Origin of the sequence: Pseudomonas sp. S3(2024), from assembly GCF_036861315.1 — a bacterium.
Classification (GTDB): Bacteria; Pseudomonadota; Gammaproteobacteria; order Pseudomonadales; family Pseudomonadaceae; genus Aquipseudomonas; species Aquipseudomonas putida_A.
Window position 1 is genome coordinate 410,120 of the sequence record NZ_JAZAQQ010000002.1, and the last position, 14,110, is coordinate 424,229.

The 14,110-nt window shown below is 58.6% G+C and carries 17 protein-coding genes and 1 tRNA gene; all 18 read left to right on the forward strand.

The window, feature by feature from the left end; all coding sequences use genetic code 11:
- The first annotated feature begins 300 nt into the window (after positions 1–300).
- The 18 genes from VLA07_RS06560 (at position 301) to VLA07_RS06645 (ending at position 14,024) form a co-directional block, all read left to right on the forward strand.
- Entirely contained in the window at positions 301–771 is a 471-nt protein-coding gene (locus VLA07_RS06560) for a Dps family protein (protein WP_007912745.1), read from the forward strand.
- Positions 772–941: 170 nt separating this feature from the next.
- Entirely contained in the window at positions 942–1,277 is a 336-nt protein-coding gene (locus VLA07_RS06565; protein ID WP_247269719.1) for a ribbon-helix-helix domain-containing protein, read from the forward strand.
- Positions 1,278–1,410: 133 nt separating this feature from the next.
- On the forward strand, positions 1,411–1,632 hold the full coding sequence (locus VLA07_RS06570) for an FmdB family zinc ribbon protein (protein WP_003227532.1): 222 nt from the start codon (positions 1,411–1,413) through the stop codon (positions 1,630–1,632).
- A 100-nt stretch (positions 1,633–1,732) separates the two neighbouring features.
- Positions 1,733–3,508 carry an aspartate--tRNA ligase gene (gene aspS, locus VLA07_RS06575; RefSeq protein WP_003227530.1) on the forward strand — a complete coding sequence of 592 codons (1,776 nt, stop codon included), beginning with the start codon at positions 1,733–1,735 and terminating at the stop codon, positions 3,506–3,508.
- 129 nt (positions 3,509–3,637) lie between these two features.
- Complete coding sequence (locus VLA07_RS06580; protein ID WP_003227527.1) at positions 3,638–4,384, forward strand: YebC/PmpR family DNA-binding transcriptional regulator; 747 nt, start codon at positions 3,638–3,640, stop codon at positions 4,382–4,384.
- 158 nt (positions 4,385–4,542) lie between these two features.
- On the forward strand, positions 4,543–5,070 hold the full coding sequence (ruvC, locus tag VLA07_RS06585) for a crossover junction endodeoxyribonuclease RuvC (RefSeq protein ID WP_007962095.1): 528 nt from the start codon (positions 4,543–4,545) through the stop codon (positions 5,068–5,070).
- A 114-nt stretch (positions 5,071–5,184) separates the two neighbouring features.
- Positions 5,185–5,793 (forward strand): Holliday junction branch migration protein RuvA, encoded by a 609-nt coding sequence (ruvA, locus tag VLA07_RS06590; RefSeq protein WP_003227522.1) that lies wholly within the window; start codon positions 5,185–5,187, stop codon positions 5,791–5,793.
- Positions 5,794–6,855, forward strand: a complete 1,062-nt coding sequence (gene ruvB, locus VLA07_RS06595; protein ID WP_007962024.1) for a Holliday junction branch migration DNA helicase RuvB — start codon at positions 5,794–5,796, stop codon at positions 6,853–6,855. It begins immediately after the preceding gene.
- A 127-nt stretch (positions 6,856–6,982) separates the two neighbouring features.
- A complete protein-coding gene (gene ybgC / locus VLA07_RS06600; RefSeq protein ID WP_027612533.1) occupies positions 6,983–7,450 on the forward strand; it encodes a tol-pal system-associated acyl-CoA thioesterase in 468 nt (155 codons plus the stop codon).
- Entirely contained in the window at positions 7,440–8,135 is a 696-nt protein-coding gene (gene tolQ, locus VLA07_RS06605) for a protein TolQ (RefSeq protein ID WP_007912733.1), read from the forward strand. Before ybgC ends, tolQ begins: the two co-directional genes overlap by 11 nt.
- Before the next feature lie 23 nt (positions 8,136–8,158).
- Positions 8,159–8,611 (forward strand): protein TolR, encoded by a 453-nt coding sequence (tolR, locus tag VLA07_RS06610; RefSeq protein WP_161794900.1) that lies wholly within the window; start codon positions 8,159–8,161, stop codon positions 8,609–8,611.
- Complete coding sequence (tolA, locus tag VLA07_RS06615) at positions 8,611–9,687, forward strand: cell envelope integrity protein TolA (RefSeq protein ID WP_097085954.1); 1,077 nt, start codon at positions 8,611–8,613, stop codon at positions 9,685–9,687. The genes tolR and tolA overlap by 1 nt, the downstream gene beginning before the upstream one ends.
- 17 nt (positions 9,688–9,704) lie before the next feature.
- Positions 9,705–10,985, forward strand: a complete 1,281-nt coding sequence (tolB, locus tag VLA07_RS06620) for a Tol-Pal system beta propeller repeat protein TolB (protein WP_164747834.1) — start codon at positions 9,705–9,707, stop codon at positions 10,983–10,985.
- 52 nt (positions 10,986–11,037) lie between these two features.
- A complete protein-coding gene (pal, locus tag VLA07_RS06625) occupies positions 11,038–11,535 on the forward strand; it encodes a peptidoglycan-associated lipoprotein Pal (protein ID WP_003178634.1) in 498 nt (165 codons plus the stop codon).
- A gap of 6 nt (positions 11,536–11,541) precedes the next feature.
- Positions 11,542–12,378 (forward strand): tol-pal system protein YbgF, encoded by an 837-nt coding sequence (gene ybgF, locus VLA07_RS06630; protein WP_047296035.1) that lies wholly within the window; start codon positions 11,542–11,544, stop codon positions 12,376–12,378.
- Between the two features lie 166 nt (positions 12,379–12,544).
- Positions 12,545–13,192 carry a 7-carboxy-7-deazaguanine synthase QueE gene (queE, locus tag VLA07_RS06635; RefSeq protein WP_027612537.1) on the forward strand — a complete coding sequence of 216 codons (648 nt, stop codon included), beginning with the start codon at positions 12,545–12,547 and terminating at the stop codon, positions 13,190–13,192.
- A gap of 1 nt (position 13,193) precedes the next feature.
- On the forward strand, positions 13,194–13,886 hold the full coding sequence (gene queC, locus VLA07_RS06640) for a 7-cyano-7-deazaguanine synthase QueC (RefSeq protein ID WP_247269721.1): 693 nt from the start codon (positions 13,194–13,196) through the stop codon (positions 13,884–13,886).
- Positions 13,887–13,948: 62 nt separating this feature from the next.
- Positions 13,949–14,024: transfer RNA gene (locus tag VLA07_RS06645), tRNA-Lys, on the forward strand.
- Positions 14,025–14,110 lie beyond the last annotated feature (86 nt).

Genomic DNA, 14,110 nt, shown 5'->3' on the forward strand with positions numbered 1-14,110 from the left:
TCACGTTATGACGGCTCACAAGGAAGAGCTGAAGGCGCACGGTTCGCTTCGGAACAATAAAGAGGCGTTGGACACGTGCCCGGCATCAGCCTATGCGCGACACCCCCGAAAAATGGGGCGTAGCGACACACTGCCTATTTAACAGCAAAGCCTGCAGCTACTCAAATTACCCCGGCCAGCGGCACGTGCCCGGTCGATTTGTCGCATGGCGAGTGAAGATTGCCAGCTGCGAGGTGGCGGCTGCCTTGCTAGAGTGGGTCTGCACCTGTTGGATGAATTCAATCGCCTTAGGGGGTAAACATGGCAATCGATATCGGTATCAGTGAAGAAGACCGCAAGTCCATCGTCGAGGGGCTGTCGCGGCTGCTGTCGGACACCTACGTGCTGTATCTGAAAACCCATAACTTCCACTGGAACGTCACAGGTCCCATGTTCAGGACCCTGCATTTGATGTTCGAAGAGCAATACAACGAGCTGGCGCTGGCGGTGGATCTGATCGCCGAGCGTATCCGCGCTCTGGGTTTTCCTGCGCCGGGTGCCTACGCGACTTACGCGCGTCTCTCCTCTATTAAAGAAGAAGTCGGGGTGCCAAGTGCCGAGGACATGATCAAGCAGTTGGTCGACGGCCAGGAAGCGGTCACTCGCACCGCTCGCGGCATCTTCCCGTTGTTGGACAAGGTCAGTGACGAGCCGACGGCCGACTTGCTGACCCAGCGCATGCAGGTGCATGAGAAGACCGCGTGGATGTTGCGCGCGTTGCTCGAGGCCTGATAGTCCGGTGCGCGGACGTCCGCATACTGTTTCAAATCTTACTGAAGATGTCGGCTTATCCTACGCTGCTGGGCAACTAGTCATCTGGCGCTGACTTTGCGTCTGCGTTTTTATGAAGGCACAGGATGTTGTCTTTATAAAAGCAGCGATGACAAAGGAGTGTCAGCGATATGGTAGGTGGAGACAGGCGATGCGAGCATGTCGGTTCGCAACGGGAAATGAAGGTCGATCCGTTTGTCAGCGATTTCGATTTCGAGCTGATCCGGCCGCTGGCCAGATCAGTGCGTTTGAACGGCTTTGCCACTTGCTTGAGGCTCGAGCAGGTTTACTGGAACATTCTCGGTGACATGGCTGGGCACAATGGCTGCTCGGTCAGTACGCTGCTGTCCCATGTGGACCGCCAGGTGCACCTGCGCCACGGCGGGGTGAAAAACTTCAGTGGTCTGGTACGGGTGGTGTGCGTGATGAATGGCCTGCGCGATACTCCGGCGGCCGTCATGCCCTGAACGGGCAATACTTGAAATGACGTGGCGGGCTGTGCAGTCTTACGGCTGCACAGCCCGCATTTAATGGATATAATCCCGCTCTTTCGCCGCAAAGCCCTGCGCGCGGTGGCAATCTGATCGCCGAGACACCCCCATGCCGATGTACGATTATCAATGTGCTTCCTGTGGTCATCAGTTGGAAGCCATTCAAAAGATCAGCGAGGCACCGCTGGTCGACTGCCCTGCCTGTCAGGCGCCAGAGCTCAAGAAACAGCTGTCCATGCCGGGTTTTCGCCTCAGCGGCAGCGGTTGGTACGAAACCGATTTCAAGACCGGAGCCAAGAAGAATCTGGCCGGTGGCGACAAATCTGACTAGGGTTCAGGCCCAGGTCGAACGACACGCGTGAGATTTCGCAGTGCTTGAGTGCGACGGGATCTCCACCGAATTTCGAATTACGAGAAGCGAAACCACTACCATGATGCGCAGCCATTATTGCGGCCAACTGAACGAAAGCCTGGAAGGCCAGGAAATTACCCTTTGCGGATGGGTTCACCGTCGTCGCGACCACGGCGGGGTGATTTTCCTCGATATCCGTGATCGTGATGGTCTGGCTCAGGTGGTGTTCGATCCGGATCGCGCCGAGAGCTTCGCCGCCGCCGACCGCGTGCGCAGCGAATACGTGGTGAAGATCACCGGCAAGGTGCGTCTGCGTCCAGCCGGTGCGACCAACGCCAACATGGCGTCGGGCATGATCGAAGTGCTGGGCTACGAACTGGAAGTGCTGAACGAATCGGAAACCCCGCCGTTCCCGCTCAACGAATACTCCGACGTCGGCGAAGAAACCCGCCTGCGCTATCGCTTCCTGGACCTGCGTCGTCCGGAAATGGCCGAGAAGCTGCGTCTGCGTTCGCGCATGACCACCAGCATCCGTCGCTTCCTCGACGAGAACGGCTTCCTTGACGTAGAAACGCCGATTCTGACCCGTGCGACCCCGGAAGGCGCGCGTGACTACCTGGTGCCGAGCCGTACTCACGCCGGTTCGTTCTTCGCCCTGCCGCAATCGCCTCAGCTGTTCAAGCAACTGCTGATGGTTGCCGGTTTCGACCGTTACTACCAGATCGCCAAGTGCTTCCGCGACGAAGACCTGCGTGCCGATCGTCAGCCTGAGTTCACTCAGATCGACATCGAGACCAGCTTCCTCGACGAAAAAGACATCATGGGCCTGACCGAAGGCATGATTCGCAACCTGTTCAAGGAAGTGCTGGATCTGGAATTCGGCGAATTCCCGCACATGACCTTTGAAGAAGCCATGCGTCGTTACGGTTCCGACAAGCCGGACCTGCGTAACCCGCTGGAACTGGTCGACGTTGCCGATCAACTCAAAGAAGTCGAATTCAAGGTGTTCAGCGGTCCAGCCAACGATCCGAAATGCCGTATCGCCGCGCTGCGCGTTCCAGGCGGGGCGAGCATGCCGCGCAAGCAGATCGACGACTACACCAAGTTCGTCGGCATCTACGGTGCCAAGGGCCTGGCGTACATCAAGGTCAACGAGCGCGCTGCCGGTGTTGAAGGCCTGCAATCGCCGATCGTGAAAAACATCCCTGAAGCCAACTTGAACGTGATCCTCGATCGCGTCGGCGCAGTTGACGGCGACATCGTGTTCTTCGGCGCCGACAAGGCCAAGATCGTCAGCGAAGCCCTGGGCGCGCTGCGTATCAAGCTCGGTCACGACCTCGACCTGCTGACCTGCAAGTGGGCGCCAATGTGGGTCGTCGACTTCCCGATGTTCGAAGAAAACGACGACGGCAGCTTCTCGGCGCTGCACCACCCGTTCACCGCGCCGAAGTGCTCCCCTGAAGAGCTGGAAGCCAATCCGGCCGGCGCTCTGTCCCGCGCCTACGACATGGTGCTCAACGGCACCGAGCTGGGTGGCGGTTCGATCCGTATCCATCGCAAGGAAATGCAACAAGCGGTGTTCCGCCTGCTGGGTATCAATGAAGCGGAACAGGAAGAGAAGTTCGGCTTCCTGCTCGACGCGCTGAAGTATGGTGCGCCGCCGCACGGTGGTCTGGCCTTCGGTCTGGATCGTCTGGTGATGCTGATGACCGGCGCCCAGTCGATCCGTGAAGTGATCGCTTTCCCGAAAACCCAGAGTGCTGCGGACGTCATGACGCAAGCACCGGGTGTGGTGGATGCCAAGGCACTGCGCGAGCTGCACATTCGTTTGCGCGAAACGCCAAAGGCTGAGTAAGACGGGCCTGAAGGCGCATCTTCGGATGCGCCTTTTTTCTTTCTATAGAGAGCAGGTCGAGATTTTTTTGTTTGCTGGCCACTGCGTGAGCGGGGCGGGCAACGTTTCAAAGAGAATTCGGAGCGAGTTATGGCAGGTCATTCCAAGTGGGCGAACATCAAGCACCGCAAAGAACGTCAGGATGCCAAGAGAGGCAAGATCTTCACCAAGTGGATCCGTGAGCTGACCGTTGCGGCCCGTCAGGGCGGCGGTGATCCGGGTTCCAACCCGCGTCTGCGTCTGGCCCTGGACAAGGCCCTCGGCGCGAACATGAGCCGTGACATCATCGACCGCGCCGTGGCCCGTGGTGCCGGTGCGACCGAAGCGGACAACGTTGAAGAGCTGACCTATGAGGGGTACGGCCCGGGCGGCGTGGCGGTGATGGTCGAGTGCATGACCGACAATCGCAACCGTACCGCAGCGGCCGTACGCCATGCATTCAGCAAGTGCGGCGGCAACCTCGGCACCGACGGTTCGGTCGCCTATCTGTTCGAACGCAAAGGGCAGATCAGCTTCGCCCCGGGCGTTGACGAAGACGCCCTGACCGAAGCGGCGCTGGAAGCCGATGCCGACGATGTGGTCAGCCATGAAGACGGCTCGATCGATGTGTTCACCTCGTTCACCAGCTTCTATGCGGTGCGTAACGCGCTGGAGGCAGCGGGTTTCAAGGGCGACGACGCGGAAATCGTCATGCAGCCGACCACCAGCGCCGAGCTGGATCTGGAAGGCGCGGAGAAGGTGCTCAAGCTGATCGACATGCTCGAGGATCTGGATGACGTGCAGAACGTCTACTCCAACGCGGACATTCCGGAAGACGTGGCCGCTCAGCTCGGTTAAGAGCGACTAGGCTTCAATGTGGGAGCGGGCTTGCTCGCGAAGGCGGCGTATCAGCAAGCATCAATGCTGAATGACACACCACCTTCGCGAGCAAGCCCGCTCCCACATTGGATATTCGCTGTTATGAATTTCTTGTTTTTACCGACTCCGCAGGCGTTATGACTTTAATTCTGGGTATCGACCCCGGCTCGCGCATCACCGGTTACGGGATTGTTCGCGATACCGGCCGCGGCGGCTGCATCTACGTGGCGTCGGGCTGCATCCGCACCGGCGCCGGCGAGCTGCATGAGCGGCTGCAAATCGTTTATCGCGGCGTGCGTGAAATCATTCAGACCTATGGCCCGGTGACCATGGGCATCGAAAAAGTGTTCATGGCAAAAAACGCCGATTCGGCTCTCAAGCTCGGGCAGGCTCGCGGCGCCGCCATTGTGGCTGGCGCTGAAGAGTGTCTGGAGATTGCCGAGTACACCGCCACTCAGGTCAAGCAAGCCGTGGTCGGCACCGGCGCCGCCAATAAAGAACAGGTGCAGATGATGGTCATGCACATGCTCAAGCTGACCAGCAAACCGCAGATCGATGCCTCGGATGCCCTGGCCATCGCGATTTGTCACGCGCACACCCGTTCCAGCCTGCTGCCGCATGGCCTGGGAACCGCACGCAGTCGTGGCGGGCGCCTGCGTCTCTGATAGCATCAGCAATCATTTTTGCGGAATGCGGATTTCGCGCCTGGGTCGTCGGCCCGATTCCCGCCTTCCATCTGTCGCCAGCCCACGGCTGGCCAACGCTCAAGGATCTGAAACGTGATTGGACGCTTGCGCGGCACCCTGGCTGAGAAACAGCCGCCGCACCTGATTCTGGATGTAAACGGCCTCGGGTATGAGCTGGAAGTGCCCATGACCACCCTTTATCGTCTGCCGTCGGTCGGTGAACCGCTGACGCTGCACACCCATTTGGTCGTACGCGAAGACGCGCAGTTACTCTATGGTTTCGCCGGCAAGCGTGAGCGAGACTTTTTTCGCGAGTTGATCCGTCTCAATGGTGTCGGGCCGAAACTGGCCTTGGCCTTGATGTCGAGCCTGGAAGTCGATGAACTGATTCGCTGCGTGCAATCCCAGGACACCTCGGCGCTGACCAAGGTCCCGGGGGTCGGCAAGAAAACCGCTGAGCGCCTGCTGGTTGAATTGAAGGATCGCTTCAAGGCCTGGGAAACCTCGCCGGCCATGTTCGCCCTGGTGCCGAATCAGCCGGACGGCCCGGCGCCGGTCAACACCGCTGAAAACGATGCGGTCAGCGCGCTGATTTCCCTGGGCTACAAGCCGCAGGAAGCGAGCAAGGCGATTACCGCCATCAAGGACAAGAATTTGAGCAGTGAAGACCTGATCCGCCGCGCCCTGAAGGGAATGATTTAAGTGATTGAAGCTGATCGTCTGATCGCCGCCGCGCACAGCCCGCGCGAGCGCGAAGAAGTCCAGGATCGGGCCATTCGCCCGGTCAGTCTGGCCGACTATATTGGCCAGCCGACCGTGCGCGAGCAGATGGAACTGTTCATCCAGGCGGCGCGGGGTCGCAGTGAATCGCTGGATCACACGTTGATCTTCGGCCCGCCGGGTCTGGGTAAAACCACGCTGGCCAACATCATTGCCCAGGAAATGGGCGTGTCGATCAAGAGCACGTCGGGCCCGGTGCTTGAGCGTCCGGGAGATCTGGCGGCACTGCTGACCAATCTTGAGCCACACGACGTGTTGTTCATCGACGAAATCCATCGACTGTCGCCCATCGTTGAAGAAGTGCTGTATCCGGCGATGGAAGATTTCCAGCTCGATATCATGATCGGCGAAGGGCCGGCGGCGCGCTCGATCAAGCTTGATCTGCCACCGTTCACCCTCGTTGGCGCCACCACCCGTGCCGGCATGCTGACCAACCCGCTTCGTGACCGCTTCGGTATCGTCCAGCGTCTTGAGTTCTACAGCACGGCGGATCTGGCGACGATTGTCAGTCGGTCGGCGGCGATTCTCGGTCTGCCGCTGGATCCGGAGGGTTCTTTCGAAATCGCTCGTCGCGCTCGCGGTACACCGCGGATCGCCAACCGCCTGCTGCGGCGGGTGCGCGATTTTGCCGAAGTCCGCGCCAAGGGCCATATCACCAAGTCGGTGGCCGATCTGGCGTTGAACCTGCTGGACGTCGACGAACACGGGTTCGATCATCAGGATCGACGCTTGCTGCTGACCATGATCGAGAAGTTCGATGGCGGCCCGGTGGGTATCGACAGTCTGGCGGCGGCGATCAGTGAAGAGCGCCATACCATCGAAGATGTGCTGGAGCCGTACCTGATTCAACAGGGTTACATCATGCGTACGCCACGGGGCAGGGTGGTGACGCGGCATGCGTACCTGCATTTCGGTTTAAACATTCCGTCACGAATGGGCGAGATGCCCGTGGCAGACGAGTTTCTCGATGCCGTGGACGATTGATACACATTTTTTGGCGATTTATTCAGCGTTTGTACTGTCACAGGACGGTACTTTTGCGGTAAAGCCTTAAACACTGAAAAAACAGTTGCCTGGCCGGATTGGCAACCCGAGGAGTAAGCACTAGAGTATGCGCGCGCAAAACGGGCTTGAGCCGTTCGCACATCGTTGTCGCGTTTATTACGAGGACACCGATGCGGGCGGCATCGTGTATTACGTTAATTACCTCAAGTTTATGGAACGGGCTCGAACCGAGCGGCTCCGGACGCTGGGCTTTGCCCAGTCGGAACTGGCCGGGGAGGACCTGTTGTTTGTCGTGCATTCCAGCGAAGCGCGTTACCACGCGCCGGCGCGACTGGACGACGAACTGCTGGTAAGCGCTGATGTAATCGAATTGAACCGTGCCAGCCTGCGCTTCAAACAGCAGGTCAGGCGGGCCACGGATAATGTGCTGCTCTGTGAAGGGCAGTTTCTGGTGGCCTGCGTGCGCACCGACAGTTTGAAACCCCGGGCCATGCCCGAATCCTTGCGTGCGGCCTTTGCCGACGCGGGCGGCACGGGTACACACTCAAAGCAGGAGATAAAGCGTGGAAGCTAACGTCGTCGACCATTCCTCCATGTGGAGCCTGGTCAGCAATGCCAGCATCGTGGTGCAGTTGGTAATGTTGACCCTGGTGGCCGCATCGGTGACCTCATGGATCATGATCTTTCAGCGCAGCAATCTGCTGCGCGCCGGTCGACGCGCCCTGGAGAGCTTTGAAGAGCGCTTCTGGTCGGGTATCGATCTGTCCAAGCTGTACCGTCAGGCCGGCAGCAACCCGGATCCGGATTCGGGCGTAGAGCAGATCTTCCGTGCCGGTTTCAAGGAATTCTCCCGTCTGCGTCAGCAGCCAGGTGTTGACCCGGAAGCGGTGATGGAAGGTGTGGCCCGTGCCATGCGCGTTGCCATTTCCCGTGAGGAAGAGAAGCTGGAGCAGAGCCTGCCGTTCCTCGCCACCGTTGGTTCGGTCAGCCCGTACATCGGTCTGTTCGGTACCGTGTGGGGCATCATGAACTCCTTCCGCGGTCTGGCCAGCGCCCAGCAGGCGACCCTGGCCACCGTGGCCCCGGGTATTGCCGAAGCTCTGATCGCCACCGCGATCGGCCTGTTCGCCGCGATCCCGGCCGTTATCGCTTACAACCGTTTCTCTGCCCGCAGCGAAACCTTGCTGAGCCGCTACTACACCTTCGCCGATGAGTTCCAGGCGATCCTGCACCGCAAAGTGCACACCAGCGAAGAATAAGCAGGTATTTCCCGATGGCTTTAATCGCTCGAGCCCGAAACAAGCGCAAGCCGGTCGCCGAGATGAACGTGGTGCCATACATCGACGTGATGCTGGTGCTGCTGGTTATCTTCATGGTGACCGCGCCGATGCTCAATCAGGGCGTGAAAGTGGATCTGCCCAAGGTTTCCAGCGAAGCCTTGCCGCAGGACAACAACACTCAGGTGCTGACCATTTCGATCAAGGCTGACAAGACCTACTACTGGAACCTTGGCAGCGAAGTCGATACCGAAAAGCAGCAGGACAGGGCAATGACCCTGCCGCAGATGACTGACGCGGTGACCAAGATCATTCGCGCCGGCACCGAAGGCGGCAAGCGTACCCAGGTCTTTATCCGAGGCGACAAGTCGGTCGACTACGGCGCCGTGATGGGTGCCATGGGCGGGTTGCAGAAAGCCGGGGTCGGTAATGTTGGTTTGATTACCGAGGCCCCCTGATGCAGCAACAGCGAGAGCCGTCCGCCTCGGAAAGCTACTTCTGGCCTAGTGTTCTGGCGATTGTCCTGCACGTGCTGGTGTTCGGCATGCTGTTCGTCAGTTTCGCCTTTACACCCGAGTTGCCGCCGGCCAAGCCGATTGTCCAGGCGACCCTGTACCAACTGAAATCGAAAAGTCAGGCAACCACCCAGACCAATCAGAAGATTGCGGGTGAGGCGAAGAAATCCGCCGCGCGCCAGACCGAAGTCGAGCAGATGGAACAGAAAAAGGTCGAGCAGGAAGCGGTGAAGGCTGCGGAACAAAAGAAAGAAGAAGCGGCTCAAAAGGCCGAGGAAGCCAAGAAGGCCGATCAGGCGAAGAAAGCGGACGAGGCGAAAAAGGCTGATGAAGCCAAGAAAGCCGACGATGCGAAGAAAGCCGAGGCCAAGAAGGCAGAAGAGAAACAATTGGCTGATATAGCCAAGAAGAAAGCCGAAGAAGAAGCCAAGAAGGCGGCTGAAGAAGAGGCCAAGAAAGCGGCCGCTGAAGAAGCCAAGAAGAAGATCGTCGAAGACGCGAAGAAGAAAGCCGCCGAAGACGCCAAGAAAAAAGCTGAAGCTGAAGAGGCGAAGAAGAAAGTCGCCGACGAAGCGAAGAAGAAAGCTGCTGCCGATGCTGCGAAGAAGAAATCGCAGGAAGCGGCACGTAAATCCGCTGAAGAGAAAAAGGCTCAGGCCCTGGCAGATTTGCTTTCCGACACGCCACAGCGTCAGCAGGCCTTGGCCGATGAACAGGGTGACGAAGTCGCGGGCAGTTTCGATGACCTGATTCGTGCGCGGGCAGCGGAAGGTTGGGCGCGTCCGCCTTCGGCACGCAAAGGCATGACGGTCGTGCTGCAAATCGGCATGTTGCCGGACGGTACGGTGACTTCGGTCAGCGTGGCCAAGTCCAGTGGCGATGGTCCGTTCGATGCGTCGGCAGTCGCGGCAGTGAAGAATATTGGACGTTTGACAGAAATGCAGGGAATGAAGCCGAGCGATTTCGCTCCGTATCGTTCATTCAAGATGACATTCACACCTGAGGATCTAGCCTTGTGAGAAACCTTCTTCGAGGAATGCTGGTCGTGATCTGCTGCATGGCAGGGATCGCGATGGCTGATGAAAAGAACATTCTGGTCACCAGCGGCAGCGATCGGGCCACCCCGATCGCCGTCGTACCGTTCGGTATGCAGGGCGGTGCGGTGCTGCCGGACGATATGGCTGAAATCATTGGTAACGATTTGCGGAACTCGGGCTACTACTCGCCGATTCCAAAGCAAAACATGATCAGCCAGCCAAGCCAGCCGAGCGAAATCATCTTCCGAGACTGGAAGGCGGTGGGTGCTCAATACATGATGGTCGGCAGCATCGCTCCAGCAGGCGGTCGTCTGCAGGTGCAGTGGGCACTGTTCAACGTGGCCACCGAGCAGAAAGTGGCTGACGGCAGTGTTTCCGGTACCACCGAGCAACTGCGCGACATGGCGCACTTCATCTCTGACCAGTCGTTCGAAAAACTCACCGGTATCAAAGGTGCGTTTTCGACCCGTCTGCTGTACGTGACAGCCGAGCGTTTCTCCGAGAAGAACACTCGCTACACCCTGCAGCGTTCGGACTACGACGGTGCCCGTGCCGTGACTCTGCTGCAATCGCGCGAGCCGATCCTGTCGCCGCGTTTCGCACCGGATGGCAAGCGCATCGCCTACGTGTCGTTCGAGCAGAAGCGTCCACGGATCTTCATGCAGAACATCGACACCGGTCGCCGTGAGCAGATCACCAACTTCGAAGGCCTGAACGGCGCGCCAGCCTGGTCGCCGGATGGCAATCGCCTGGCTTTCGTACTGTCGAAAGACGGCAACCCGGACATCTATGTGATGAACCTGGGTTCGCGTCAGATCACTCGTGTGACGGCAGGTCCTGGCATCAACACCGAACCGTACTGGGGCAAGGATGGTTCGACCATCTACTTCACCTCGGACCGTGGCGGCAAGCCGCAGATCTACAAAACCAGCGCCAGCGGCGGTGGTGCCGAGCGTGTGACGTTCATTGGCAACTACAACGCCAACCCGAAGCTTTCGGCTGATGAAAAGACTCTGGTGATGATCCATCGCCAGGATGGTTTCACCAATTTCAAGGTGGCGGCCCAGGATTTGCAGCGAGGTAGTGTAAAGATCCTCACTGATAGCACTCTGGACGAGTCACCTACTGTTGCGCCCAACGGCACCATGGTAATCTACGCCACCCGCCAGCAGGGCCGGGGAGTCTTGATGCTCGTGTCCATTAATGGACGCGTGAGGCTCCCGCTTCCTACCGCACAAGGCGAAGTCAGAGAACCGTCCTGGTCCCCTTACCTGAACTGACGCGGCGCTTTACGTTTTACTTAACACACTGGGGTTCATTAGGAGTTTCACGATGGAAATGCTGAAGTTTGGTAAATTTGCTGCGCTGGCTCTGGCCATGGCTGTAGCTGTAGGTTGCTCGTCCAAAGGCGGCGACAACGCCGGTGAAGGCGCTGTTGATCCAAACGCTGGTTACGGCGCAAACACTGGTGCCGTTGACGGTTCCCTGAGCGAAGAAGCTGCTCTGCGCGCAATCACCACCTTCTACTTCGAATACGACAGCTCGGACCTGAAGCCAGAAGCCATGCGCGCTCTGGACGTTCACGCCAAAGACCTGAAAGCAAACGGCGCTCGCGTTGTTCTGGAAGGCAACACCGACGAACGTGGTACTCGTGAGTACAACATGGCACTGGGCGAGCGTCGTGCGAAAGCCGTTCAGCGCTACCTGGTACTGCAAGGTGTTTCCCCAGCTCAGCTGGAACTGGTTTCCTACGGCGAAGAGCGTCCAGTTGCTACCGGCAACGACGAGCAGTCCTGGGCTCAAAACCGTCGCGTCGAACTGCGTAAGTAATTCGATATGCGAACGTGCCGTCGTGCTGTAACTGTTCTGGCTCTCAGCCTCGCGCCGCTTGCGGCGTGGGCTGCGGTTCCTGTGGTCGATGACAACTCCGGTTATAACAATAGCGGGAGCAGTTATCCGCCTGCGGGTTACGGTACGAACGGCGCCTATGCCGGGGGAGCGGCTTCGGCCCCTGCCTCGGCACAGGGCATGCTGTTCAACCAACTGCAACAGATGCAGGATCAGATATCGCGCCAGCAAGGTGTGATCGAAGAACTGCAGAATCAGGTTGCGCGCATGAAACAGGAATCCCTGGAGCGATACCAGGATCTTGATCGGCGCATAGGATCCGGTGTTGCACCTGCCGCGACTCCTGAGAATTCTTCTGCCGGTGGCGATGCAAGTGCTGCTGCCGGTGCTGCCGCTGGCGCCGGGGCTGCTGCCGCCCAGGCACCTGCTGCAAGTAGCGAACCGGGTGATCCGGCCAAGGAAAAGCTGTATTACGATGCCGCTTTCGACCTGATCAAAGCCAAGGATTTCGACAAGGCCAGCCAGGCTTTCTCGGCATTCCTGCGCAAATACCCGAACAGCCAATACGCGGGCAATGCCCAGTACTGGTTGGGCGAAGTGAACCTGGCCAAGGGCGATCTGCAAGGTGCAGGTCAGGCTTTTGCCAAAGTTTCTCAGCTCTATCCCAAGCACGCCAAAGTGCCGGATTCGCTGTACAAGCTGGCTGATGTAGAGCGCCGCCTCGGTCACACCGACAAGGTCAAAGGCATTTTGCAACAGGTGGTTTCCCAATACCCGGGGACCTCCGCTGCTCAGTTGGCCCAACGCGATCTGCAACGCATGTAAGTGTGTTTGACCCGTTTGGAAGAAACCCGCGCTTGTCGCGGGTTTTTTCGTTAGAATTCACGCCCTTTTTCTGAAACACGCTTCTGGTGATCTACGCGTTGGCGGGGTTGCCTGAAGTGCCTGACGGAGGCGGACAGCCTGTTTAGCTGTTACGCCCGTGGCGACTATGCAAGACACATTGAGAATTACCGAAGTTTTCTACTCGTTGCAGGGGGAAACGCGGACTGCCGGGCTGCCCACGGTTTTTGTGCGCCTGACCGGTTGCCCATTGCGTTGCCAATACTGCGACAGCGCCTATGCGTTCAGCGGCGGTACGATCCGCACCCTCGACGATATCCTCGAACAAGTGGCCGGGTTTCGCCCGCGCTACGTCTGTGTGACCGGCGGTGAACCGCTGGCGCAGCCCAATGCCATCCCGTTGCTCAAGCAATTGTGTGATGCCGGTTACGAAGTGTCACTGGAAACCAGTGGTGCACTCGATATCTCGGCGGTAGATTCGCGCGTCAGTCGCGTGGTCGACTTGAAGACACCGGACTCCAAAGAGGCGCACCGCAACCGCTACGAAAACATCGAACTGTTGACGCCCAACGATCAGGTGAAGTTTGTCATCTGTTCGCGGGACGACTATGACTGGGCGGTTTCCAAACTGATCCAGTACGGTCTCGATCAACGTGCGGGTGAAGTGCTGTTTTCCCCAAGTCATCATGACCTCAATGCCAGGGATCTGGCGGACTGGGTGGTGGCAGACAACCTGCCGGTGCGTCTGCAATTACAGCTGCACAAGTATCTTTGGAATGACGAGCCGGGGCGCTGAGATGACTGAACAACTGAACACCACCGAACAGCGTGCAGTGATTTTACTGTCGGGCGGTCTGGATTCGGCCACGGTCGTGGCAATGGCCCGAGCCGAAGGTTTCGCCTGTTACACCATGAGTTTCGATTACGGCCAGCGCTCCCATGCAGAGCTGCATGCCGCCGCGCGCGTCGCTCGCGATCTGGGTGTGGTCGAGCACAAAGTGATCGGCCTGAACCTGAATGGCATGGGCGGCTCGGCGCTGACCGACACCAGCATCGACGTCCCGGAAGAGCTGGGCGAGGGCATCCCGGTGACCTACGTACCGGCGCGCAACACGGTGTTCCTGTCGCTGGCACTGGGCTGGGCTGAAGTGCTTGGCGCGCGTGACATCTTTATCGGGGTCAACGCGGTGGACTATTCCGGTTACCCGGATTGCCGTCCGGAGTTCATCGAGTCGTTCGAGCGCATGGCCAACCTGGCGACCAAGGCGGGTGTGGAAGGCAACGGTTTCCGCATCCAGGCACCGCTGCAGAACCTGAGCAAGGCGCAGATCGTCCAGGCGGGCGTGAAGCTGGGCGTGGATTACGGCCTGACCGTTTCCTGCTATCAGGCGGACGATGAAGGCCGCGCGTGCGGCAAATGCGACAGCTGCCGCCTGCGTGCAGAAGGCTTCGCAGCGGCCGGTGTAAGCGATCCAACACCTTATTTTTGATTTTTTTCAAAAAGGTGTTGAATAGTCCTTAAAAATCAGTATTATACGCGCCACCACACAGCGGGTCGTTAGCTCAGTTGGTAGAGCAGTTGGCTTTTAACCAATTGGTCGTAGGTTCGAATCCCACACGACCCACCATATTTGGCGGTTTAGAAAATCCGGAAGGCCCACGAAAGTGAGGATTTCCGGGTTTTTTTTTGCCTGCGATTCAGGCACCTCTCCCT